The following is a 23341-nucleotide window of genomic DNA, read 5'->3' on the forward strand; positions in this document are numbered from 1 at the left end:
CGACTAAATCGTTGTACCAACATAAGCGGTTTGAATATAAAAGATTATTTATTCTTGCGTTTCTGCCACTTAAACATAATTGAATATTTCCACAGATTATTAATCAGCAAATAACCGACAGCGGAAAAAACCACTCCTAGCACTAGACACCCGAGTAAGAATGCCGGACCTATGGTCGCAAGCGATGCTTCAATCCATTGCCAACTTGCTTCGAAGGCAAAATCTTGCGGAGCATGGCCGAGTATTTTAGCACCGAGTAAATACGCCCCATAAAACATCACTGGCATAGTTAAGGGATTGGTTATCCATACTAATGCAACTGAAACAGGAATATTAACGTTAAATAGAATGGCAAAAGCCGCTGCAACAACCATCTGAAATGGCATTGGGATCCAAGCGACAAATAACCCTACGGCAAATGCGCCTGGGGCGGATTTTCGATTAAGTGCCCATAGATTGGGATTGTGTAACAAGCGTCCGAACATGCGTAAGTGTTTATGCTCACGCAAGGTTTCAGGCTTAGGCATAAATCTTTTAATTAATTTTTTTGGCATATGCTGAAATTGCTGTCTTAACTTAATTCACTATGAATCGATTCATGTTTGGCTTTAGTGCCATCTTATTATCAGCGATGTTATGGCCTTCGCTGCCGCCAGTCAGTTACATACCCTACTTTGTTGTTGGGGCGTTAATCTTACACCGAAAAATCCCTGTCTGTGCAGGTGGGCTCTTTGCGGTAGCATGGCTAACTGGTTTTTGCTTAGGATTATCTAGGCAGGATTTGCCAGTGTTACAACAACCTATACAGGTAAGGGGCGAAATCATATCACTAGTTAGTCGAAACAGCGACTGGCTAAGTTTGGATATATCGCTCATTAAACCAAATTTAATCTTAGGGCCAAACGCAAAATTGCGACTCACGTGGAAAGATCCGCCAGAAGTCGATGTGGGTCAGGTTTGGCTGTTTACGTTGACACCTAAGAGCATTGCTAGCGTGCTAAATCAAGGCGGCTACAACGAACAAAAACAATTAATCAGTCAACATGTTGTCGGTAAAGGACGAGTGATTGAGGCGCAGTTACTTGCGGTTTCGCCTTCATTGCGTAATGACCTCATAAGCGCATTGACACCTGAATTAGCCTCTTTACCTCAAGGTGACATTTTACTTGCCTTGCTTTTGGGGGATAAGCATTTGATCTCACAAGCTCGTTGGCAAGCACTAAGGCAGACTGGCACTGGCCATTTAGTGGCGATTTCCGGTTTGCACCTCTCCGTTGTCGCGGCATGGGTATACGCTTGCCTTTTGTTTGGATTGAGTCGTTTTGTGTCACATCAGAGTCGACGTAATATGACTTTTGCGTTAGTCGCGGCAGGTATAGGCGCAGCATTTTATGCCTATCTTGCAGGTTTTGGTGTATCGACTCAGCGTGCACTCGTGATGATTTTACTGTTAATGCTACTGAGTTTATTAAAGCGATTTTCTACTGCGTGGGAGCGCTTGCTGTTTGCATTGTTTGTCGTATTGTTACTCGACCCGCTTGCTTGTTTAAGTGCGGGATTTTGGCTGTCGTTTTGTGCTTTAGGGGTGATTTTATATACCTTAGTCATCCAGCCCAAAGAGTTTACGGCTGTGTCGACTCGAAGGACGCGTGTAGGCGCGGGGCTTTTACAATTTTGGGCCATCCAGTGGCGCTTGAGCCTTGGGCTTGGATTACTGCAAGGAGCACTCTTTGGTGGTGTGAGTTTACACAGCTTGTGGATGAATATCCTAGCTGTGCCATGGTTTAGTTTTGTTGTTATCCCATTAGCTATGGCGGGATTTATATGCTGGTGGGTTGGTACTGCGTTTGGGTTCTCTTGGTTAGGACTGCTTCGCCTAAGTGATTGGAGTTTATCACCCTATGCGCAGTTGCTAGACATAAGCCAGCAATTGCCAGCCCATTGGTTAGCGCTTTCAGATACGATATTAGCCTTGGGGTTATCTGCGTTCATCGGTGGTGTGTTATGGCGCTATGTGCCTAAAAATAAAAATTATTCTTCTTGGTTAAGCCTGCTGAGTTTACTGTTTATTCCCGCTTTGCTTTTCTGTATTACGCTGTGGTCACCCGTTCAAAATAATCGATGGGCTATGCATTTACTGGATGTAGGCCAAGGTTTAGCTGTGGTTATTGAAAAGAATGGTAGAGGGCTGGTTTACGACACTGGTGCCGCCTTTGGTGATGACTTCAGTTATGCGGAGCGGGTGATATTGCCTTTCCTAAAAGCCAAAGGCATTCAAGAGATTGATTATATTGTTATCAGCCATAGCGATAACGATCATGCAGGTGGTGCCCCTGTTTTGATTGAGGCTTACCCTAAGGCTTTAGTGATCACAGACGTGGCAGGCTTTAGCGGCCAAGATTGCCGCCCAAGGCAGATTCAATGGCAAGGGCTGAGCTTGAATTTGCTTTCTCCGCCTCAAGCGTTAGCGGGTAATAATGGTTCCTGTGTTATACGCATTGATGATGACAGGCAGAGTCTACTGCTTACGGGTGATATCGAAAAGCAAATCGAAACTTCGCTATTAAGTCGTGCCCTAAGTGGTGAGTATGAGTTACAAAGTGAAGTGCTCGTTGCGCCCCACCACGGCAGTAAAACCTCGTCAACTGAAGCCTTTATTGATGCTGTTGCCCCCAAGTTAGTCTTGTTTCCTGCTGGTTTTGCTAATCGCTGGGGATTTCCAAAATCCACAGTGGTTGAACGGTATCAGCAACGGGAGATTATGGGCCTAACTACAGGTATAGAAGGGCAGATTAGTGTGATTTTTCAGCAGTCTGAGCGAGAGGTTAAGACCTATCGTGGTGATTTAGCGCCATTTTGGTACAACTCTCTGTTTAGATTTGGTGACTTGATTAATCCAGAGTAGAATGCCTACTTTGCCATAATTTAGTGTTATCAATGACAACATCTCCTAAAGACGAAATGTGGACAGTTTTCAAACGATTACTGGGCTATATAAAACAGATGAAAGGCATGTTTATGCTTTCAGTTGCGGGATTAATTATTTATGGTCTCGTCGATGCCGCCTTTATCGCTTTCATCGGCCCCTTTATTGATAAGGGTTTCTCCGGCGGCGCACCTGCTGCGGTGACCAACGGCATCGCATTGCCAACCAGTGAAGGTTTCCACGCAAACAACGACGTGCTTATGATGGCGCCGCTTGTGGTTATCGTTATGTTTTCCCTACGTGGCTTTGCTAACTTTGTTTCGACTTACGGCATTTCATATATGAGTGCACGTTTGATCATGGACATGCGTCAGCAAGTGTTTGAGCATTATCTGAGCCTGCCTGTCAGTTATATGGATAAGGAAAATACCGGTAACTTGATCTCAAAAGTGACTTTTGATACTGAGCAAATCGCTCGAGCATCGGGAAGTGCTTTGATTTCCATCGTCCGCGATAGTGTGACTGTGTTTGGTATGCTGGTGCTGATGTTCTATAACTCTTGGAAACTATCCCTCTGTATTCTTGTGATTGGTCCTATCATGGGCATGGTCATTGCGGTGGTTAGTCGTCGTTTCCGCAAGGTCTCTAAGCAAATTCAAACAGCCATGGGCGGGGTGAGTGCGACTACGGAGCAAATGATTAAAGGCCATAAAAACGTATTGGCCTTTGGTGGACAGGAAACCGAAGCCACCCGTTTTGCTAAAGTAAACGATCAAAACCGCCATCAAAATATGAAGTTAGCTGTGGCACAAGCCATTAGTCAGCCTCTGATCATGATTATCGGCTCATTCGCCTTAGCCTTTGTACTTTATGCGGCAAGCTTAGACAGCATGAAAGCTGATCTTACCGCGGGTACCTTCGCGACGATTCTTGGCGCTATGATGGCCATGTTACAGCCAATCAAAAACTTAACCCGAGTGAATGCCGAATTTCAACGGGGTATTGCGGCTTGTACCACAGTGTTTGAATTACTGGATACGCTGCCTGAGTCCGATACGGGAACTTATACTGTCGAGCGTGCTAAGGGTCATCTACGTTTTGATAATGTGTGTTTTACCTATGACAGCCAAGATCGTCGTGCACTTGAGAATGTCGATTTTGAAGTCAAACCTGGACAAACCTTAGCCTTAGTTGGACGTTCTGGCTCAGGTAAGTCGACTATTGCGAGTTTAGTGACCCGTTTTTATACGGGCCTTGAATCCGGCGATATTCTGCTTGATGACGTCAGTATCTACGATTACTCGCTAAAATCGCTGCGTAATCAAGTGGCACTAGTATCGCAACAGGTGACCTTGTTCAATGACACGATAGCCAATAACATCGCTTACGCCTACCCAGGTGAAGCCACTCGTGAGCAGATCATCGAAGCTGCGACCTTGGCCTATGCGATGGAGTTTATTGATCAGCTGCCCCAAGGCCTTGATACCCAAGTGGGTGAGAATGGTGTGTTATTGTCCGGTGGTCAAAGGCAGCGGATTGCGATTGCGCGTGCTATGTTGCGTGATGCGCCCGTGTTGATCCTCGATGAAGCGACCTCAGCACTGGATACTGAGTCAGAAAAAGCCATTCAAAAAGGGTTAGATAACCTCAGACAAAACCGCACATCTGTAGTGATCGCCCACAGGTTGTCGACCATCGAGAGTGCCGATCAGATTTTAGTAGTCGATCAGGGGCGGATTGTCGAGCGGGGGACGCACCAATCACTATTGGAATTAGATGGCATGTACGCCAAATTATACCAAATGCAATTTGGTAGTTAGATGCAGGCCTTAGTGAATAAAATCTGGTATCAGGGCCATCCACTGCGATGGCTATTGTTACCTTTATCTGGCTTATTCGCGGTTATCACTTATGTGCGCCGCGCTTTGTTTCACCTCGGGATGACATCACAAACGGCAATGCCTGTACCTGTCATCGTCGTCGGTAATATTACCGTCGGTGGCAGCGGTAAGACGCCAACTGTGATTTATCTGATTGAATTACTGCGCCAACATGGATTTCACCCTGGTGTGATCAGTCGTGGTTACGGTGTTGATATTCAAGGCGTTAAATCGGTTTGCTTAGGTGCAAGTGCGGCAGAGGTGGGTGATGAACCTGCCATGATAGTGGCGCGTACTCAAGTGCCTATGGTGGTTGGCGCTAAACGGGTCGATGCGGCTAATGCGCTTATTGCTGAGTTTGGTGTTGATGTCATCATCTGTGACGATGGCCTACAGCATTATGCTCTGGGACGCGATATTGAGCTGGTGGTAATTGATGGTCAGCGCGGTTTAGGCAATGGCTTGCTATTGCCAGCAGGTCCATTGCGTGAAGGCGCGTGGCGTCTCGATACCGTGGATTTTATCGTCAGTAATGGCGGCCCAGCGGCAAAAGGGCAGTTCGAAATGCAACTGACACCTACAGCAGTGAAGCCTGTTAAATGTGATGCGATGTCTGGTGAATATACTTTCGATAAGTCTCTGCCGCTCGTTGCGATGGCAGGCATAGGTAATCCAGCACGTTTCTTTGAATCGTTGCGCGCACAAGACTATCAACTGGCCTTCTGCCACGGTTTTGATGACCATCAGGCTTACGATAAAACCCAGTTAGGTGATTTAGCCCAAGGCTTGCCACTGTTGATGACAGAAAAAGATGCGGTTAAATGTCGCGATTTTGCACAAGAAAACTGGTGGTATTTGGCGGTCGATGCCAAGCTATCCCCACAATTTGATGAACAGCTGCTCACACGTCTTCGTGAAGTGGCTGCAGCTAAATAAGGAAACTTCCATGGCATTCGATAAAAAATTGTTAGATATAGTGGCTTGCCCTGTGTGTAAGGGAAAACTTGAGTACGATAAAACGACGCAGCAGTTGATTTGTAAGGCAGATAAACTTGCTTATCCGATCACTGAAGGTATCCCTGTGTTATTGGAAAATCGTGCTGTGCCACTGACCGAATCAGTCTAGTGTGATGTGAATGCGCGTATTGTCTCATACGCGCATGCTTACTTTTTATTCTGCTTATTATCGTTTTCGCTATTTTTAGCCGATTTAAGTTTTTTGTATTGGTAACTGTGCACGTTTCTTCATTACTTTGAGTTTAGTTAATAGCTCATAAATTTTTGTTTATCAGCATTGGTTGCACCCTCTTGGCACTCACCGCGGATTTCTCCTCGACCAGGCTCGATAATTCGGCTTAATTCAATATAACCTTCGCGGCAATAACCCGTCATTTCAAGGGTTTTGATTAAACCCAAATCAACCTGTCTCCCCCAAATTTCTAATGAGTCCTGTAGATCTTGCATCGCGCGACGTTGCTCACGGGGATCTTGCATATTACGTATGCGTGCCTCGTGTGGAAAAGGGCGATCTGTATCATTCATTGTCGACTTTTCATCGACCAGACGCGCTTTGTAGCTGAAGAGTTTAAGGCCATCACTTTTAATATCCGTCGTTAACTTATCCCGTAATTTTCCGGCGAGTTCACTCGGGTCAATTGGCGCACTGCTGCAGGCGATGAGCGAGAAACAACTTAAGATGGCAAGGCTGAGATATCGAAACGGCATAATCAAATTTAACTCTTAGTTATTAACTGACAGAAGAATACCTTAATATGGCCCTAAAGTTCATGGATTTATGGCATTCTCATTGGCTGAGTACGCGCCGATAGGTGTAATGGATTAAGGATGGGCGAGTAATGTTGGCGTTTTGGTCGAATAAATGGGCGCAAATCGAATGGGATATGAGCCTGACTCAAGGTATATGCCTTATGTTCTTGGCGTTATGGATCTACGCCATATGGCCAAAAGAAGAGTTAGTGCAGCTCCGGCGGGATAAACATCTCCAATTACGTTTGTTGCTGACGTTGGTGGGGATCAATGCACTGTGGTCGTTAAATGCCAGTATTCAAACTGGGTTGCATCTGCATTTTCTGGGAATTGTCACTTGTATGCTGATGTTCGGCTGGCGTCTTGCGACTCTAATGTTGCTGTTGCCGAGCGCTTTTTTTAGTCTTTTTGTATTAAAGCAGCCCGCTGATTTTGGTGCTTTTAGTTTGTTCGCTATGGCCGTGCCGCTGTTTCTGTGTTTTATCCTATACAGTCGCAGTTACCATTTATTTCCTAAGCATATTTTTGTATTCATCTTCGTCGGTGGTTTTATCAATGCGGGCCTCTCAACTGTGTTTCATCAATTGAGTTGGGCGATGTGGTTGTGGTCTGCAGCGGATTACGATTGGAATGTGTTAGTGGACGACTACCTGATGATGATCCCTTTGCTGGCATTCCCTGAGGCATTGCTTAATGGCATGGCAGTGACGCTATTGGTGGTGTATCAGCCCCAGTGGTTGTTTGATTATTCTGACCGTGAATATTTGTGGCGTAAGTAAATGTAATAAAAGAATGTGGTAAAACAACGCAATAAAAGAACTGCGCCCGAAACCTCGTCATTCCAACGTAAAGCCCTTTGTAAGGAGCCCATTGAACAGACGATTGAAAAGGTTATTGGACGCACTTATTTGTATATTTGCGCTGACCGTTGCGCCGTGATTTAGGCGAAGCGTTGGTCTAAGTAGTTAATGATTTCTTTTGATTCATATAACCACTGTACTTGACCGTTTTCTTCAATCCGCAGACAAGGCACTTGCTGTTTGCCGCCTTGAGCGATGAGTTCATCTTTATGCGGCGCTTTTTTAGCGTCGTGGGTCACTATGTTGAGTCCTTGGCGACGCATTGCACGGCGGACTTTTACACAAAATGGGCATGCAGGATATTGATACAGCGCTAATGCTTGAGTTTGAGCATCAATTTTTTGTTGCTCAGCCAGTGGACGTTGGCGCTTCTTAGGGCTAAATACGAAGTTTAAAAACAGAATAATCCTGCCTAAAATCCAGCGAATGATAAACATGTTATTGACCTTAATGATAATTTTTGTGGAAGAACATTTGTGCGTTATGCCGCCACAGAAAGCGTGCGGCGAGTCTGAGATCCAGTCGTTTAAAAACTGTGATCTCAGCTGTATAAAGGCCGCAGAGTGTAACCTATGGCACCAAGCACGGCCAACATTTTAGAGTGAATTAACAGATAGATGATTTGATTGTAGAAGAATGGTTTTTTAATTGGTTATGACGCTTAGCCATAAGGTAAAAGCCCGCTAAAGTCGAACTTTAGCGGGCTTAGTTTTATATAAAAAGCAGTTAATTGGCTGAGTTATTGAGCATCAATAGTGAGACTCACTTGGGCTGCATTCTGGGTTAAACTCACTCGGCTTTCGAGCAAGAAGATCCGCTCTGGAGCAATTTCTTTCACGTCCACAAGGTAAGCTTTAACGGCTTTTGCTCTTTCTTGGGCCAAATTACCCAACATGCCATCGTTAACATTCTGCGCTTTTACCGACAGATTATATAAAGCGATATGCCAGCGGGTGGTGATTTCGTCATCTGAAAGCTGCGCGTCTTTGGCCTCTGCGATAACAGTGTCTCTGATTTGGGTAGGATCGGCTTTAACTTCTTGTTCATAAAGCTTTACTAACGCATCAGCAAGCGGCCCTTGGGTCGGGAATTGACTCGGACTTAAATCATCAGGTAACGCACTAAATTCAATATTGGCTAATTTAGCCAATTTACGCTTCATGATGCGCTCAGCAATGGCTTGGCTGTCATTGATGGCATCGACTTCCCCTTCAACGCTGAGCTTGAGCATAGGTCTGTCGAGTAAGGCGCTAGCGAGTTTGTCTAAACTTTTTTGCTCATCTTCACTTAGGCTGAATTTGCCTGCGGCAAAGCTGATCTTATCTAAGGTTTCGTCAGAGCCTATGAGTCCTGCTAAGAAAGTGAAGGGCGCTGTGACGGCTTTAGTGATCACATTGGTAATCGCCGTCATTATGATGCTGCCGACACTAAAGCTAGGTGAGTCTAAATCGCCAGAGACTTCCATGCCTAAATCAATCACGCCGTTACGGTCCTGCAGCAGGGCAATCGCGAGCGTGATGGGTAAGCTAGTGGCAAGGTCACTGTCACTGGGTTTACCAAGTTTCAGTTGGTCTATGATCAGATGGTTACTGCCCTTGAGCTTGTTCTTATCGAGTTGATAGTTCAACGATAACGATAGCTGCCCTTTATCTATGTAGTAACCCGCATAGGTGCCTGAGTAAGGATTGACTGAGGTTAACTCAACGCTCTTAAAGACTAAGTCGAGATCTAAATATGGCATATCTAGCAAAGGGTTAATATCGCCTTTTAGAGTTACAGGCGCATACTTGTCTATCTTACCTTTGATATCGACCGAGGCCTTAGTCCCTGGCGTTGACGACAAGTGAGTGATATTACCTTCAAGTAACTCAATCCCTGAGGCAAAGTTTGGTGTCAGTGAGTTATCGGCAAAGTAAGCTGAGCCTTGGCTAAAGCTAATTTTTTGAATATCGAGGCTTAACTCAGGCGTTGTCTTGCTTGCCGTTTGCAGCTCGGTTTGCTTAGCACTGGCTGTGGTTGTGTTTTTAGTTGTCTTGCTATTTGCAGCCGGAGCCTCAACGATAAGATCGCTGATATTAGTGGTTCTATCTTTGGCTATCACCACTTTGGCGTAGGGTTGATTAAAGGCTAAGTGATCAATTTTGATTTGATTTTTCTGTTGGTCAAAATCCAGTTGATTGATATTCATCTTTTGCCATTTGACCAGTGGAGCATTACGCAATTTGTCATGAATAGCTAAATCATCGAGCTCAACACTACCACCGTAAATGGCTTTGCCTTTAGCATCGGCGGTCAGCTTGCCTGCTGAGTTTAATAGACCGCTCTTGAGCTGGATATTCACGTAGGGCGCTAAATAGGGCTGAAATTGGGTTAACGCCAGCTTATCGAGTTGGATATTGGCATCTATGGTTTCGCCCGTCACATCGACTTGGCCTTGAGAGCTCAAAGTACCTTGACCATTGAGGCTGAGTTGTAGCTCATATTCAATCGGAGCGGTTAAGGTACTCGTTATGACCTTAGTTGAAAAATTAAGCGGATACACTCGCCATTGCTGCGGCGTTGCCGTTAGCTTTTGTTCCGATAGATTAAGGTCATAGTTTTCAATATTGAGCGCATCAAGTTGCACGAACCAAGTGTCAGTTGACGTCGTTACTGGTGTTTGCTTGATTGGCTGTAGAGGATCTGCCTCAGAAGCGACTTCTACAGTGGCTTCATTAGTGGCATCAGTGGTGACATTTGCGGTCGCTTCTGTCTTTTGTTCTGTTTTATCACTCTCGTTAGTTGCGGTTAATTCGCTTTCCGTTGTTTTGTCTGCGCTATCGCTTGCATCTGTGACAGTCTCTGCTATTTGACGTTTTTCTTCCACTTGCGTAACTTGTACGCGTTCTAGCGATTGAGCATCTGCAGGCTTAGCATCGATTGGTTTAGCAACTGGCTGCGTAGTCGTTGTGGAGGCGCTTAACGATTTAGGCATGAATAAGCCAACAAGATCGAGCCCGTCTTGGTTCAAAATGGCACTCATTGTTAGGCCATCGCTGTGGAGTTTGTTGATATGCACTTTCTGCTGCTTCAAGTTGGCTGAAATGCCGTCGAGGGCAAACATGGGGAGCTTTACCACTGAGCGATCTTTGTCGTTAACGTTAAGTTTTTCAACAATAAACTGGCCATTGTTGCTGGTGACTTGTAACTCGCCATTCTCGGCAAGATCCACTTGATACTGAGTTTTAATACTGAGCTCGCCATTCGTGAGGACGGGATTAAATTGATCGTCGATAAATCGCCATAGTGGTGTCAGTTTGAGTTTGGCGACTTGGATGTCACCCGCAACTTTTAGCGGGAACAATTGGAATTGCCCCTGCAAACTGATTTCACCAGCATGATCATCACTGAGTTGTATCGCATAGTGATTGTGCTTGATAGGCACAATGGGTGAGTCAGACGTTGATTGGGCGTTTGGTGTTGTATTATCAACTTTGTTTACTTTTATGGCTGGTGTTATCGATGCCGATGATGCCGCCATCAAATATTCAGTATCAAGGTAACTGAGTTTTAGATTGATATTGGGGTAGTTCACTTGAGCGTGGGTAATTTTGTCATCGAAGTTAAATTGTCCTGCATCCAACACAAATTGGCTGAGCAGGACACGAACGGGTGAGCTGGCTTCAGCGGGTGTCGTTTCTGTATCGGTGGATGAATGCTCGTTCAAGGTCTGCAGAATATCGTCGAAGTTGAATCCAGCTTTCCCTTTTTTTTCCCCGCGAATGATATGTGCGTAGGGCGCTTGTATGTGTATGTTTTCGATAACGGCGGCGCGATTAAAAACAGATCGCCAAAAGTGTATTTCGAATTGGACTTGTGCAATGCCAGCAAAAGGTTTGTCGTCTTTTTCTTTAATGGCCAGTTGGTCGATTTCGACTTTGAAATTAAAAGGGTTAATGCGTATATCACCGAGGGTGACGGGACGAGCGAGCAGAGTTGAGAGTTTTTCTGGTGCCAGCGTGGTTATCGCATAGGGGAGGATTAAACCTAATGTGCAGACATAGCTAAGGTAGACTGCTGTGAGGTAAATAATCACTCGCAGGTATCTTGGGAGGGCAAAAAAAGAGTGTCTGAATTGCGATAACTGGGTCAGCATTAATATCAAGGCTCCAATGCATAAGACAGGGAAAAACTTCCATAAGTACGGACATTCTAGCGAATAATGCTAATGTTTCCAGAAATTATTTATATTTTTACCAATGAAATCTTGGTATTACACAGACAATAACGTCTTCTGATCTAAGACATTCCTGAGTGGTAACCTATCATCTACATTGATAACTACATGTGTTTCAGCCTATGGCTAATGTTTTGAGTCGTCAATACTCGCTATGTTGGACGCTATTTTTGATCAGCGATTTAAATAACTAATCGCTGCAATAATGGCGCCTTGTGGATCTTTTATCCAACAAAAACGGCCTACTTCGGGTATATCTTCAGGACCAAACAGAATATCCCCGCCAAGTTTTTTTGCGCTGATAGCGACTTGATCGACATCGTTAACGGTAATGTAGCCAGTCCAATGTGAGGGAAGCATTGGGAGCAAACTATCGGTGATCCCCCCAATGCTGACGCCCTGATTTTCAATAATATGATAATTGCCGTGGGGCATTTTGACGGTTTTAAAGTGCCAGCCAAAAATCTCAGCATAGAAGTGCATAGCTTCTTCGGTATTATTGGTTGTCAATTCATGCCAACTTAACGCCCCTGCAGTGTTAAAAGCCGATTCCATAAGCGCATCCTTTATTCTATTTTGGGTAAATTTTGTGTATTGAGCCGAGGTTAACTGTCAGTGTTCAGTACCGTCTGTATTTTGAGCCATATTTTTTGTACGTTATCTTGATTGAGTGTAGTTGAGGCAAGTTGATAATTCACAGACGGTAAATTAAAATTTTTGCGTTTTTTAGGTCGGCAAACATTAAATTAACTTAATGTTCTACAAGGAGATTCACTTTATTTGGTGCTGGCTAATCAGCTTCTTGTGGCTCAGTGGCGCTGCGGCTTAGTTGATGGGCTTCATCTTGCCCCTCGCGCCAAGACTTAGCACTGAAAACAGATTTTAAAACGGGTTTGTTTACTGTGGTTTGAGTGTTAGACCTGACTCCCGTTAACTTGTTAATATAGGCGAGTTTTGCATCTTATCGATGCCACCTTAGGGGATATGAGATTGAATAAGAGTTTAGTGACGAATTTATTGGCGGCTGCTTTGGTCGTTGTGGGTTACCTGATGAATTCGGCAATTGTCCTGAATGTCGGATTATTTGCTTTATCGGGTGCAATTACCAACTGGGTTGCAGTTTATATGTTGTTTGAGAAAGTCCCCGGACTCTATGGTTCGGGAGTTGTGCCTTCTCGTTTTGAAGAGTTTAAGGCGGGTATTGCTCATTTGATGATGAAACAGTTTTTTACCACTGAAAATATCGACCGATTCCTATCTGAAAAAGAAGGGCTGAGTAAAATAGACTTGGCGCCAGTGATTGAAAAGGTTGATTTAGCGCCTTCTTTTGATGCGTTAATTAGCACAGTCGCCCAATCTTCCTTTGGCGGCATGTTGTCTATGTTTGGTGGCACAGATGCCTTATTGCCGTTAAAAGAGCCGTTTATTGTGAAGATGAAAGCTTCTTTAGTTGAAATGGCACAAAGCGATGCATTTCACGAGTTGCTGAAACAAGAAATTGAACAGCCAAATGTGATGGCCGATCTGCAAACTAAAATTGCTAACATAGTGGAGCAAAGATTAAACGAGTTAACACCGCAAATGGTGAAACAAATCGTTCAGGACATGATCCAAACGCACTTAGGTTGGTTAGTGATTTGGGGCGGCGTGTTTGGCGGTCTGATTGGACTTGCCGCAGCCTTAATCCAAGGTTAACCTGAGTTAAAGCCGCGAATAGAATGGGAGCTTTGGCTCCCATTTTTAATGACGCATTTTATGTCCATCATTTTGTGTCCTGATTAAATAGCAAGGAAGTCTATGAACCGTCACCACAGTATCAATTATTTGGAAATCCCAAGTCGCGACATTGCGAGTTCTAAGGCTTTTTTTAGCCAAGTTTTTGGATGGACCTATGTCGATTATGGCCCTGAATACAGTTGCTTTATGGATGTCGGCATTACTGGGGGATTCTATCAAGCCGATGTGAATTTCACCCTCGCAAAAGGTTGCCCGCTGATTGTGATCTACAGCCAGAACTTAGAATTGACTCTGACGGCTGTCGTAACAGCTGGTGGCATTATCACAGCTGACATCTTTAGTTTTCCGGGAGGCCGTCGATTCCATTTTGTTGAACCTTGTGGCAATGAATATGCCGTCTGGTCAGAATGATCCTAATGTCACTCCTTGTATTCGAAATTGTTGTTTAGATCAGCAAGATATTTGTTTAGGTTGTTTCAGGCATCTTGATGAAATTTTAGCGTGGCGCGTTATGTCGGAAGTGGAGCGGCAAGCTTGTTTTATCAGGATGGAGGAGCGTAAGGGGGAGTATCTGGCTAAGTTCAATGACGCGGTTAGTAGAAGACAGAATGGAGCATGATTAGTCGTCAGCATTAGCGCGTTATAGATTGATTTTGAAGTGTTAATTGAATAATCCAACGGCGAAATACGCATTAACGTATTTCGCCGTTGGCATTTTGAAGCACCTTGGCATCTTGAAGCAGACGTTACACTGGATCTACCACTATGTGCTCAAGTTCGATGGCGGCAACGGTATGGAGCGCATCCATAGTCGCGCCAACTAAGCTGATTTTTCCTTGAGATGACTCAATTAAAACCGCACGGCTGATATCGCTAAACTCACGATTGTGGCGCGCCAGATTTGATAAGGCCATCTGCATGGGCAGCATAGAAGGATTGAATGCCGCATTTTCTGCGTAGCGACCACAATAGGTTGCGCCATCATGGGTTTCTAATACCACGGCGGCAAAACTTTGGGTGTAAGGTGCATAGCTTAAACCTGCATGATCTAAACCTTCGATGATCATAGGATCGGCACTGTCTAGTGCAAATTCAGTTTGTTGCTTGGCCATTAAGGGCGAAGTGACATTTAAGTCTTTTGGCCCAAAAGCATAGGGTAAATAATAGGCCAGAGGATGGCTTTCCTGTGCGGGTAGATGAATGCTGATCTTGCTCCCTTCAACCAGTTCATTCATAAACTGACGACAATGACCGCAAGGACTGGCATTAACTATGATATCAACAATTTGGCTTTCACCACTGAGCCATGCGTGGCTGATAGCGCTTTGTTCTGCATGGACAGAATGAAATAACGCTTCACCGGGTAATTCTAAGTTGGCACCCATGTAGATATCGCCACTTTTACCTTTGGCTATCGCGCCGACATAAAACTCACTGATAGGCGGTTTGGCCAATGCCGCTGCTATCGGCAGTAATGCTAATAACACTTCTGCTTCGGTCATTTTGCTTGCACTTGTTAGCGTAGCAAGTTGCTGCGCATCAATGTGTCCAGCAAAATTCTGGTGTAACATTGGGATAAGTGCATCGGCTAACGGCGTTGGCAGTTGGGTTATGCTACGAATGAATCTATCTTGCATTTCCCTATTCCTTATTTGTTAAGTTCATGGAAGAACATTCTAGTAATTTTGTTACAGCATAAATGCGAGTTAGCTCGCGTTTATACGCTGTCAATGTCAGTGCTATCGAGAGTGATAAACTTATGTTACTCACGTATAGATTGAGTCTATTGGTGCACACAAATAAGCTTAAGACTATAAAACAAAAGACTTAAGCTTGAATTTACACAACTTAAAGTTCACGCAAATAATGACAAAGGGCAGCAAGTAGCTTTTGCTTAGTCTCATCCGCTTGTGTTTCTTGTAGCAAATTTTCTAATTTAAGTACGTAGTCTTGATCGGCTAAGCGATTTTGACAGAATTCACGCCAGCGCTGCGATTCTGTATCATCGAGTAGTTCAGGGTAATTACGGGCGCGGTAACGAAACAGCATCTCAGGAATACGTGGATCATCAAACTGCAAATCTAACGCCGCTAGATTTTGCGGTAGGGTATGACGGATGATTTCCATTTTTGCTTTATCAGCTTGGCTAAAGAACCCACCAGAATACAGCATCAAATCGGGATCTGTGGTTACTCTGCTGTCATCATGCTCAAATAATAGCGCCAGTTTTTCGCGTAATTCTGGGTGACGTTTTAGGCGTTTATACTGCTCTCTGGCAAATTCTTTATCTATGCCTAAACGAGCGGCATGCTCATCACTGAGGATTTTTGCCGAGGTGATAAAAGGGCACTTATTAAGATGAATTTGTTTTACTGCGATAGGTAATTCATCTTCGGCAAGATCAGCCCTTGACGTATACATGCGCGTTTTAATTTGTTCGACATCTAGCTCGAATAGCGGCGTTAAATCCATGGCTAAATTAACGCAAATAACGGCATTTTTGTTAGTAGGATGGTGCGCTACGGGTGAGATCAACGTTGCACAACCATTGCGCGCACTAATTTTAGAGCTCACGTGAACCAAAGGCTGCATATTGAGCACATCGATTTGATCGCTAACCGCTTGCTTACGGCGCAGGTCAAAATAGTACTGATATAACTTAGGCTGTTTCTCGCGAATGAGTTTTGCCATAGCGATGGTCGCATACACATCAGACATAGCATCATGGGCTTTCTCATGGCTTAAACCATTCGCTTGTGTCAGATGTTCTAGCTTAAAACTCGGAGAGCCATCTTCCTTTGTCGGCCAGTTAATGCCTTCGGGCCTAAATGCGTAACAAGCGCGCACTAAATCAATGATATCCCAACGAGAGTTGCCATTTTTCCATTCACGGGCATAGGGATCGATAAAGTTCCGATAAAAGCCATAACGGGTCACTTCATCGTCAAAACGCAGTGAGTTATAACCTGCAACACAAGTGTTTGGTTGGCTAAATAGCGCTTGAATTCGTCCCATAAACTCAGTTTCAGGGATGCCTTTTAAATTAGCTAACTGTGGAGTGATCCCTGTGATTAGTATTGCTTCCGGAGACGGCAAATAATCAGTGGCTTGCTTACAATAGAATGTCTCAGGCTCGCCAATGATATTGAGATCTAAATCCGTGCGAATGCCAGCAAATTGCGAGGGTCTGTCTTTCGCTGGGTTCGCTCCAAATGTTTCGTAGTCGTGCCAAAAAATCGACCCTGCTTTATCGTCTTTCATCTTCATTTATTTTCGTTCTCTAAAGCATTTAACATGATGTTATTGAAAGTTAAATAGCTTTATTGGGATTCGTTGTCATTCACATCAATTTAGTTTGTTACAACTTAGATGTGAGTGCATATCTGTATATACTGGGTTCTGCGTCAGATTAGCTAAAATCACATGTACACAGGGTAATTAAAATATCTTTATCTGACAATTGGTTACGTGCAATAAACGGCAATCCATATTTAGAGAAACCAGAGCTTGCAGACCGCGACGGCTTAAGCGTTCGTATTACCCCTGCAGGGACTATAACATGGCAGTATCGATTTAGGATTGATAATCAACATGGACGCTTAACCCTTGGTCGTTATCCTGATTTGAAACTAGCTGACGCACGGAAACTGATCCCTGAGTTACGGAACTCAGTGGCAAATAATATAGATCCACGTGTGTTTTGGAAACAGTGCAACACATTTGTGGACCAGACAACACTGAGGGATTGTTGTGAACAGTTTTTATCGGCGCGAAGTGCAGCACTTAAGCTGGGAACTGTTACTCCTTACCAATCCTGCTTTAGAGCACATCTCTATGATGCTTTGCTGATCGCAAAGTCGAAAGTATCACACTCGGCGAGTGGATAGATTTTCTCGATAAAAGGCAATTTATAGTCGAGTTACCGCAGGCGCGATACTCAAACAATTAAAGACGGTGCTTAGCTGGTCCGTTCGCCGGCAAATGATATCGCTTGTTGATGTCCTTCAACTACGAGTCAGTGATGTGGGCTCCGCGCCCAAAGTCGGTTCGCGAGTACTCACCATTCTAGAGTGTGGCAAAATCATCCGTGAGCTTGATAAATGCCGCGCGCCCAAAGCAGTAACCAATGCCATCAAGGCATGTTTACTAACGGGGGCGTATATCAGAAATATTAAAATCCAAACGGGCTGATTTTGACCTTGAGTCGATGGTCTGGACCTTCCGATAAATAATAGCAAAACTAATTTGTCAATCCGAAGGCCAATCAGTCCCGCCTTATTCGACATATTACAAGAACAGTGGAACCTCTATCACTCGCCATGGAGTTTTCCCGCTGCAAACGATCTTAAGCGCCCGGGCAACATCGCTTCAGTAAATAAGCTGGTCCGCGAGATCAAACTAAGACTAGAAATCCCTGACTGGCGTATTCACGATTTTAGACGCACATTATCGACCAGAATGTTAGAAGCTGGGGTGTTGCCCATGTGGCAGAGAAGATGCTAGGCCATCTATTAGGCGGGGTGATGGCGGTGTACAACAAACATGATTGGTTAGATGATCAAGCTGAGGCCTATGAAAAATGGACAAATAAGCTGAGATTGGCAGCTCTGGGTGATAGCAAAATAGTCGTGTTAGAAAAATTGTCGTGTTAGAAAGAAGGGTAGGCATGTTTGTCGCTGACAGCAGAAAATGGTGAGCTGATTCAGTATGTAAATCAGTTGCGTTGCAGTGCAGCAGAAACACCTCTTTGTAATTAGGTGCATTGGAGCTCAATTCGGCACAAGGTAAACTGTTATCTGTTCAATATCAGCTTTATTTATGGTTTAGTCATTTCAACTCAATTAATCATACACTTGGCACAGTGTTCGGATTAACGTTAAGCAAGGACGTCATGGAACTAAAATTTTTAATCACGCGGGAACAGTTAATCACAATCGCGGAAAGAATAAATTCAGCACGCATTGCAAAGAATGCTCGTTTAGCTAAGTGGTTATATGCCCTTATCGTTCGTGCATTACTCCTATGGATCCCGTTATTATCCCCGTTACTAATGTTTTATTTTTTCGTAGAAATTCACACCCCAGAGACATATATCGCAATCGCAATTTGCGCTATCACTTACCTTCTTGTGTGGAAATTTGTATTAAAAAACATCGCCGAAAATCAAGCTAACAAATTTGCATGCAAGATAACCACTCTGGATCGAACGATTGAAAACACAACTTTACAGAGCCTTGCGAGCCTAGAAGGGGGCCATACAGTGACCGCCACAGCCTCGACGCTAACGTTTGTGCCCCCTAGCGGTAAATCCATCACCATACCGTGGAAAAAGTTTTGTGCTTTCAAGCAAGACGATGATTTTTATTATCTTACCGTCTGTAATCTGATGATGTTTAAAGCCACTTATTTAATAGCCAAAAACGGTGACACAACAGAAACCGCAGGCTATCAAGCAGGTTTAGAGTACATAACGTCTCGGCTGCAGCCCGATAGAATGGGACGGTAAAACATCAAAATATCGCATGAATGATTCAATCAGTTCACTATTGCCACTAACGTGATTGTTGTTGAACATCCAGCGAAGTGAGCCTTTGTTAAACGTCACATTTGAACTAACCTTAAAAATGATGAACTGATCGCTACAGCCTTCTTTTAGGGGCTGCTAGATGCAGTTTTTCAGCTCATTAAAACGCTATGTTATCAATGACGATGTATAGCTTTGTTAGAAACGTCAATGGCCTAAGCTGGTTTGGAGCCATAGTCGCTGCGGTATCATTTATCGCGACAGTGGTCGCATGGATATCAACCGATGGTGTCTTGTTAATTACCCAAATAGTACTGGTTGGCACAGGACTCGCCGCTACCATCACTGATGCTGTAGCAGTAGCACTAACTGCGGTAGTAAAGGCTGTAATGTCGAAGGCGATGAGTTAATGGCCTAACAGTCCATCGATAAAGGTCTAAAAATAAAGCCCCAAAAATGGGGCTTTATCTTAAGGCTTAATAAATCAATTCAAGCCGCGACTTGCTGTTTTTCATCCCGCTTATCTAGCGACGCTTTTAAGTAATGACGGCCATTATGGATAGGAGCAGGGAAACCGTCGTTTCTCCGCCACTTCCAAAGCGTTGCTGATGAGCTAATCCGGTAGCGTGTCATGACTTCCTTAGTGGTAAGAAAGAGCGGCACTTTGCGGGGCAGGGTGTACCACTGGCGTAAAGCGTCTTTGGTGATTGCAGATTGCTTCATGCTGATGCTCCTTGGTGCTGGGCAGAGTTTGGTATGTTTGCCATGCGGGCAAATCAGTGTTTGATATTCGCTAATCAAGCTCGCCAGCCTTGTCATAGGACACTGAGCCACCAATTTGATTGCCCTCAAAAGTGAATATCGCAGTGCAATATACCTGTGGATGATATGCACCGTTAAACGCCGTGAAGGTGAGAGCAGGGCGCAGTGATAACAGTTGCTGTTTAAATAGCATTGTGCTGCGCAATGTCAGCTTGCTTTTGTGAATGGCCCGCCGCGTTGCAATAAAACGCCTCGCCGATGCAGATCACCGCTTCAATGTCCGTCGTATGAGTGTTTTTGCTCCCAGGTTAGGTGCGGCCAGTGAGTATACGCACCGCGCAGTATTGGAGTGAGACGATTCGGTTTAAGACGTTTACCTCCCACGCACTAAGAAAACTATGCCGCACCATTATTGCCGACATGGGCGTAGATACCATGGTGGGTGAGCGGATTTTGAATCACGCCTTGCCATTGCTGCTACGCACTTACGTCAACAGCACTTTAGATAAGGGCATGTTGATGGCGTTGGATGCCTATCATGCGCACTTAATCACACTGGGGTTTGATGATGTGGCGCCCGAGATTATGCGCCAATCGACCACTGAGCCGCACGAGCCAGTGGTTATGACGATATCAATATTAATTAGCACAACTGGGTTATGGACTTCACGCAGGAGGATTTATGGCTAATCGCGCTGCGGATGTACTAAAAGTAGGGCGCCGTTTACGGGGCATGACCCAAGACGAAGTGGCTGATATTTACGGCATTAGCCGCAACACTTACCAACGTTGGGAAAATGGCCGTACTACTGCGCTCTATGACGATGTGACATCGATATGCCTTGATGTGTTTAAGCTTTCCATCGAGAAGATAAATGAGGTGGCCAATGTGCTTTAGCGATGAACCCGAGCAGATGATGAACATTAAGGCGTTGCGGTTAGGGTTATATCGCTGGGGCCGTTATTGGGTGCACCAAGAGTTGGGTAAGGGGTTTTCGAACCGCAGCGCCTGCGACCGTTTAGGTGAAGCGCTGGGCGGCGGCAACTTAAAGCACGAACTCAACGTGCCTGCCCATGTCGGCCATTTTGACCACCTCGTTGAGCAGTTATCCATAAACTGCAAACGCGCCATTCGCACCCATTACTTGTGTAAAGATCAGTGGGCCTTAATGGGATTTGACAGCAAAAAGTCTTACATATTTTGGCTAAGAAAAGCCGAAATGGCACTGCTAGATAGGATGAATTAGAAAGAACGCCCTCTTGCGAGGGCTGGCGGGTTAGACGGTTGTCCACCAAGACTGCTAACCCGTTGATTGGATTTTATCAAAGGTTCGGTACGATACCCACTGTCGCAATCCTCGAACCCACCATCTCACGAACATGCAATATTACTTCACCAAAATCTTTACTTGCACCTAAGGTCGGCTCGTCAGTCAAGCTCTGACGAAGCACTTCATCTAATGACAAATTATCATTAGCAGAGAGTTCAATACCGTAGGAGTGCTTTAAATCTGCTACTTTGGTGTAACCTTTCAACTTCAATTCACTCGTAGGTAATTCATAATGATTGGCTTGTGCAACACCAGAGCAAACCAGATCAACAAACTCACGCACATCGGGTTTCATCACAATAAATAAATGATCGCCAGCATACAGGAACGTTGATCCCCTAGGTGGAATTACATTGTTTCCTCTGGTTATCATCGCCACTACTGTACCGTCAGGTAAAGCCATTTGGGATAAACGGCGACCAGAAGCGCGTGAGGTATCGCCCAATTGATACTCGACAATGTCAGCATCCACATCGCCTAAAGCAGTAATTTCCAGTGTCGCTGCAGGTGTCGCAGGAGGCGGTTCCGTAAGTCCTAAAGCGCGTGCAACCCAGGGTAATGTTGACCCCTGTATTGTCGCTGAAATTAACACGACGAAAAACACTACGCTAAAAATAAGACTGGCACCAGGCAGGCCATAAATCAGCGGATATATAGCCAGAATAATAGGCACCGAACCACGTAACCCAACCCAGGATACTAGGGTAATTTCACGCGCATTAAAGCCAAAAATCTTCAGTACAGGGATTACCGACAAGGGTCGCGCGATTAAGGTCAGGACGATTGCAATCATCAGTCCTTCCTGCCAGACATCCAGCAAAGACGAAGGATTAATCAGCAAGCCTAAAAAAACAAACATAACAATCTGGCCTAACCATGCCAAACCATCGTGAAATAAAAAGGTACTGCGCTGAAAAACAAAACGACTATTCCCTATCACCACACCAGCGATAAAAATAGCTAAAAAGCCACTGCCGCCAAGATTAGCTGCTACGCCAAAGGACAGTAAACCAAATGCCGCGACCATCACAGGATATAATCCAGAGGTCGTCAGATGGATACGATTAATAATACGTACTGATAACCAGCCTGCCGCTAAACCCACTGCGGAGCCGATACCCATTTGCTGGATAAACAGCATCAATAATCCAGTCCCTGGTTCAAGCCCTTTGACCATGACCTCCAATAAGCCAACTGTTAAAAAAATTGCCATAGGATCGTTAGTCGCACTTTCAATTTCTAATGTGGCTTTAAGGCGTGGGTTGATATGAATACCTGCATTACGCAGTAATGAGAATACGGCGGCGGCATCGGTTGAACCAACAATGGCACCAATCAGTAAACCGTAAAGTAAGGAAACATCTAGAATATAAGCTGCTGCAGCACCAGTGATCATGGCTGTCACCAATACGCCTAAAGTCGCCAATACAGAAGCAGGCTTCCACACTTGCTTAATCGACGCGACGGGTGTTTGCAAACCACCATCAAACAAAATAATGGCTAAAGCTAAAGACCCAAGCGCGTGAGCAATTTGTGCATTATCAAAAACAATACCTCCAGGGCCATCCTCACCAGCTAACATGCCCACCATGAGAAAGAGCACCAGTACGGGTAAACCCAATCTCGCAGATAATTTACTGGATAAAATACCAAGAATAATCAAAATCGCGGCGAGGAGAATAATTTGATCGATCACAAACATAAATAGTTTCTCTTTAATTAATGTAGGGAAATTAAACCACTACAGAGCTTTCAATGACTGCGCCAGCTCTGAAAAGATACTTCACTAAGCCTGATTGTCAGTTAGAAATCGTCAAATGCATTATGCATTTTGGTCTTGTAGTCAATGATTCTATTTATCCAAACACTACATGATTCATCTCACATTTCAACTTTGATAATTTCAAAAATCAAAATTTACGATTGGCACTCAATAATGATGTTTACCGTAGCAAGCTGGCCCTGCTGACTTGATTACGTCCATACTTTTTAGCTAAGTATGATTGCTTATCTGCGGATTCGATAAGCGTTTGCCATTTCAAATGCCGATAAGGTTGAATACGCGCAACGCCAGTTAATGGTGACCGCTTGGAAACTAGAATAAATGTAAAGCTAGCACTGCGTTGACGATGAGGTATGTTCATCGCGCCTAAATGCTGAGTATCCGGTAATAGACAAATAAATTTCTCACCACCATAGTGCGCAACCAAATCGTTCGGGCGGTGTATCGCTGTGCGTAGTGCTTTTGTGACGAGATATATACATTGATCATCACTAGTGATGGTCACAAGGATCGCTGAAAAGTTTAATTCATTTAAATCAATTTTTTGCAACATTT

General features: G+C 44.5%; 24 protein-coding genes and 1 pseudogene. 14 read left to right on the forward strand and 11 right to left on the reverse strand.

What is annotated here, in order from left to right; genetic code table 11:
* Nucleotides 1–44: 44 nt before the first annotated feature.
* Complete coding sequence (locus L5M11_RS17990; RefSeq protein ID WP_028760402.1) at nucleotides 45–554, reverse strand: DUF2062 domain-containing protein; 510 nt, start codon at nucleotides 552–554, stop codon at nucleotides 45–47.
* Nucleotides 555–586: 32 nt separating this feature from the next.
* Here L5M11_RS17990 and L5M11_RS17995 point away from each other — a divergent pair, with 32 nt between their 5' ends.
* From L5M11_RS17995 to L5M11_RS18010, 4 genes are read left to right on the forward strand one after another with little or no spacing between them, the layout of a single operon-like run.
* Nucleotides 587–2905: a DNA internalization-related competence protein ComEC/Rec2 gene (locus L5M11_RS17995; RefSeq protein WP_263192889.1), complete on the forward strand. Its 2319-nt coding sequence runs from the start codon at nucleotides 587–589 to the stop codon at nucleotides 2903–2905.
* A 32-nt stretch (nucleotides 2906–2937) separates the two neighbouring features.
* A complete protein-coding gene (gene msbA / locus L5M11_RS18000; RefSeq protein WP_105252892.1) occupies nucleotides 2938–4746 on the forward strand; it encodes a lipid A export permease/ATP-binding protein MsbA in 1809 nt (602 codons plus the stop codon).
* The gene (gene lpxK, locus L5M11_RS18005) at nucleotides 4747–5742 is read left to right on the forward strand and encodes a tetraacyldisaccharide 4'-kinase (RefSeq protein WP_263186269.1); all 996 of its coding nucleotides are present in this window, start codon (nucleotides 4747–4749) and stop codon (nucleotides 5740–5742) included.
* A 10-nt stretch (nucleotides 5743–5752) separates the two neighbouring features.
* Entirely contained in the window at nucleotides 5753–5932 is a 180-nt protein-coding gene (locus tag L5M11_RS18010; RefSeq protein WP_006081200.1) for a Trm112 family protein, read from the forward strand.
* 137 nt (nucleotides 5933–6069) lie between these two features.
* On the opposite strand, the gene L5M11_RS18015 is transcribed toward L5M11_RS18010, so the two are convergent.
* A complete protein-coding gene (locus L5M11_RS18015; protein ID WP_263186270.1) occupies nucleotides 6070–6531 on the reverse strand; it encodes a hypothetical protein in 462 nt (153 codons plus the stop codon).
* A gap of 131 nt (nucleotides 6532–6662) precedes the next feature.
* On the opposite strand from L5M11_RS18015, the gene L5M11_RS18020 reads away from it, so the two are divergent.
* Nucleotides 6663–7352: an energy-coupling factor ABC transporter permease gene (locus L5M11_RS18020; protein WP_263186271.1), complete on the forward strand. Its 690-nt coding sequence runs from the start codon at nucleotides 6663–6665 to the stop codon at nucleotides 7350–7352.
* Nucleotides 7353–7513: 161 nt separating this feature from the next.
* Here the strand turns inward: L5M11_RS18020 and L5M11_RS18025 are convergent, their stop codons facing one another.
* From L5M11_RS18025 to L5M11_RS18035, 3 genes are all read right to left on the reverse strand, one after another.
* Entirely contained in the window at nucleotides 7514–7870 is a 357-nt protein-coding gene (locus L5M11_RS18025; RefSeq protein ID WP_028760396.1) for a glutathione S-transferase N-terminal domain-containing protein, read from the reverse strand.
* Nucleotides 7871–8172: 302 nt separating this feature from the next.
* On the reverse strand, nucleotides 8173–11568 hold the full coding sequence (locus tag L5M11_RS18030) for a DUF748 domain-containing protein (protein ID WP_263192891.1): 3396 nt from the start codon (nucleotides 11566–11568) through the stop codon (nucleotides 8173–8175).
* 255 nt (nucleotides 11569–11823) lie between these two features.
* Nucleotides 11824–12204: a VOC family protein gene (locus L5M11_RS18035; protein WP_028760394.1), complete on the reverse strand. Its 381-nt coding sequence runs from the start codon at nucleotides 12202–12204 to the stop codon at nucleotides 11824–11826.
* 435 nt (nucleotides 12205–12639) lie between these two features.
* On the opposite strand from L5M11_RS18035, the gene L5M11_RS18040 reads away from it, so the two are divergent.
* The 3 genes from L5M11_RS18040 to L5M11_RS18050 all read left to right on the forward strand — a co-directional run bounded on the left by L5M11_RS18040 (nucleotide 12640) and on the right by L5M11_RS18050 (nucleotide 14005).
* The gene (locus L5M11_RS18040) at nucleotides 12640–13344 is read left to right on the forward strand and encodes a DUF445 domain-containing protein (protein WP_105253144.1); all 705 of its coding nucleotides are present in this window, start codon (nucleotides 12640–12642) and stop codon (nucleotides 13342–13344) included.
* 102 nt (nucleotides 13345–13446) lie between these two features.
* On the forward strand, nucleotides 13447–13797 hold the full coding sequence (locus tag L5M11_RS18045; RefSeq protein WP_105252887.1) for a VOC family protein: 351 nt from the start codon (nucleotides 13447–13449) through the stop codon (nucleotides 13795–13797).
* Nucleotides 13772–14005 (forward strand): DUF1289 domain-containing protein, encoded by a 234-nt coding sequence (locus tag L5M11_RS18050; protein WP_113938807.1) that lies wholly within the window; start codon nucleotides 13772–13774, stop codon nucleotides 14003–14005. Before L5M11_RS18045 ends, L5M11_RS18050 begins: the two co-directional genes overlap by 26 nt.
* Nucleotides 14006–14132: 127 nt before the next feature.
* Here the strand turns inward: L5M11_RS18050 and cdd are convergent, their stop codons facing one another.
* Entirely contained in the window at nucleotides 14133–15023 is an 891-nt protein-coding gene (cdd, locus tag L5M11_RS18055; protein ID WP_212599913.1) for a cytidine deaminase, read from the reverse strand.
* 211 nt (nucleotides 15024–15234) lie between these two features.
* A complete protein-coding gene (gene sbcB / locus L5M11_RS18060) occupies nucleotides 15235–16653 on the reverse strand; it encodes an exodeoxyribonuclease I (RefSeq protein WP_263192893.1) in 1419 nt (472 codons plus the stop codon).
* 206 nt (nucleotides 16654–16859) lie between these two features.
* Here sbcB and L5M11_RS18065 point away from each other — a divergent pair, with 206 nt between their 5' ends.
* From L5M11_RS18065 to L5M11_RS18075, 3 genes are all read left to right on the forward strand, one after another.
* A complete protein-coding gene (locus L5M11_RS18065; RefSeq protein ID WP_263192901.1) occupies nucleotides 16860–17273 on the forward strand; it encodes an Arm DNA-binding domain-containing protein in 414 nt (137 codons plus the stop codon).
* A gap of 1004 nt (nucleotides 17274–18277) precedes the next feature.
* Nucleotides 18278–18892: a hypothetical protein gene (locus L5M11_RS18070; protein WP_263186274.1), complete on the forward strand. Its 615-nt coding sequence runs from the start codon at nucleotides 18278–18280 to the stop codon at nucleotides 18890–18892.
* Between the two features lie 197 nt (nucleotides 18893–19089).
* Nucleotides 19090–19320 carry a hypothetical protein gene (locus L5M11_RS18075; protein ID WP_263186275.1) on the forward strand — a complete coding sequence of 77 codons (231 nt, stop codon included), beginning with the start codon at nucleotides 19090–19092 and terminating at the stop codon, nucleotides 19318–19320.
* 79 nt (nucleotides 19321–19399) lie between these two features.
* Here the strand turns inward: L5M11_RS18075 and L5M11_RS18080 are convergent, their stop codons facing one another.
* Entirely contained in the window at nucleotides 19400–19633 is a 234-nt protein-coding gene (locus L5M11_RS18080) for a helix-turn-helix transcriptional regulator (protein WP_263186869.1), read from the reverse strand.
* A gap of 70 nt (nucleotides 19634–19703) precedes the next feature.
* Complete coding sequence (locus L5M11_RS18085) at nucleotides 19704–19865, reverse strand: hypothetical protein (RefSeq protein ID WP_263186868.1); 162 nt, start codon at nucleotides 19863–19865, stop codon at nucleotides 19704–19706.
* 119 nt (nucleotides 19866–19984) lie between these two features.
* Here L5M11_RS18085 and L5M11_RS18090 point away from each other — a divergent pair.
* From L5M11_RS18090 to L5M11_RS18100, 3 genes and pseudogenes are all read left to right on the forward strand, one after another.
* A pseudogene (locus tag L5M11_RS18090) lies at nucleotides 19985–20362 on the forward strand (hypothetical protein); the annotation flags it as partial.
* Nucleotides 20355–20570: a helix-turn-helix transcriptional regulator gene (locus tag L5M11_RS18095; protein ID WP_263186867.1), complete on the forward strand. Its 216-nt coding sequence runs from the start codon at nucleotides 20355–20357 to the stop codon at nucleotides 20568–20570. The pseudogene L5M11_RS18090 and the gene L5M11_RS18095, both read left to right, overlap by 8 nt.
* Nucleotides 20560–20919: a hypothetical protein gene (locus L5M11_RS18100; protein ID WP_263186866.1), complete on the forward strand. Its 360-nt coding sequence runs from the start codon at nucleotides 20560–20562 to the stop codon at nucleotides 20917–20919. The genes L5M11_RS18095 and L5M11_RS18100 overlap by 11 nt, the downstream gene beginning before the upstream one ends.
* A gap of 76 nt (nucleotides 20920–20995) precedes the next feature.
* Here the strand turns inward: L5M11_RS18100 and L5M11_RS18105 are convergent, their stop codons facing one another.
* Entirely contained in the window at nucleotides 20996–22705 is a 1710-nt protein-coding gene (locus tag L5M11_RS18105; protein ID WP_263186865.1) for a potassium/proton antiporter, read from the reverse strand.
* Nucleotides 22706–22946: 241 nt separating this feature from the next.
* Entirely contained in the window at nucleotides 22947–23339 is a 393-nt protein-coding gene (locus L5M11_RS18110; protein WP_263186864.1) for a GGDEF domain-containing protein, read from the reverse strand.
* Between the last annotated feature and the right edge of the window lie 2 nt (nucleotides 23340–23341).

This window comes from Shewanella sp. SM87 (assembly GCF_025653705.1).
Taxonomy (GTDB): Bacteria; Pseudomonadota; Gammaproteobacteria; order Enterobacterales; family Shewanellaceae; genus Shewanella; species Shewanella oncorhynchi.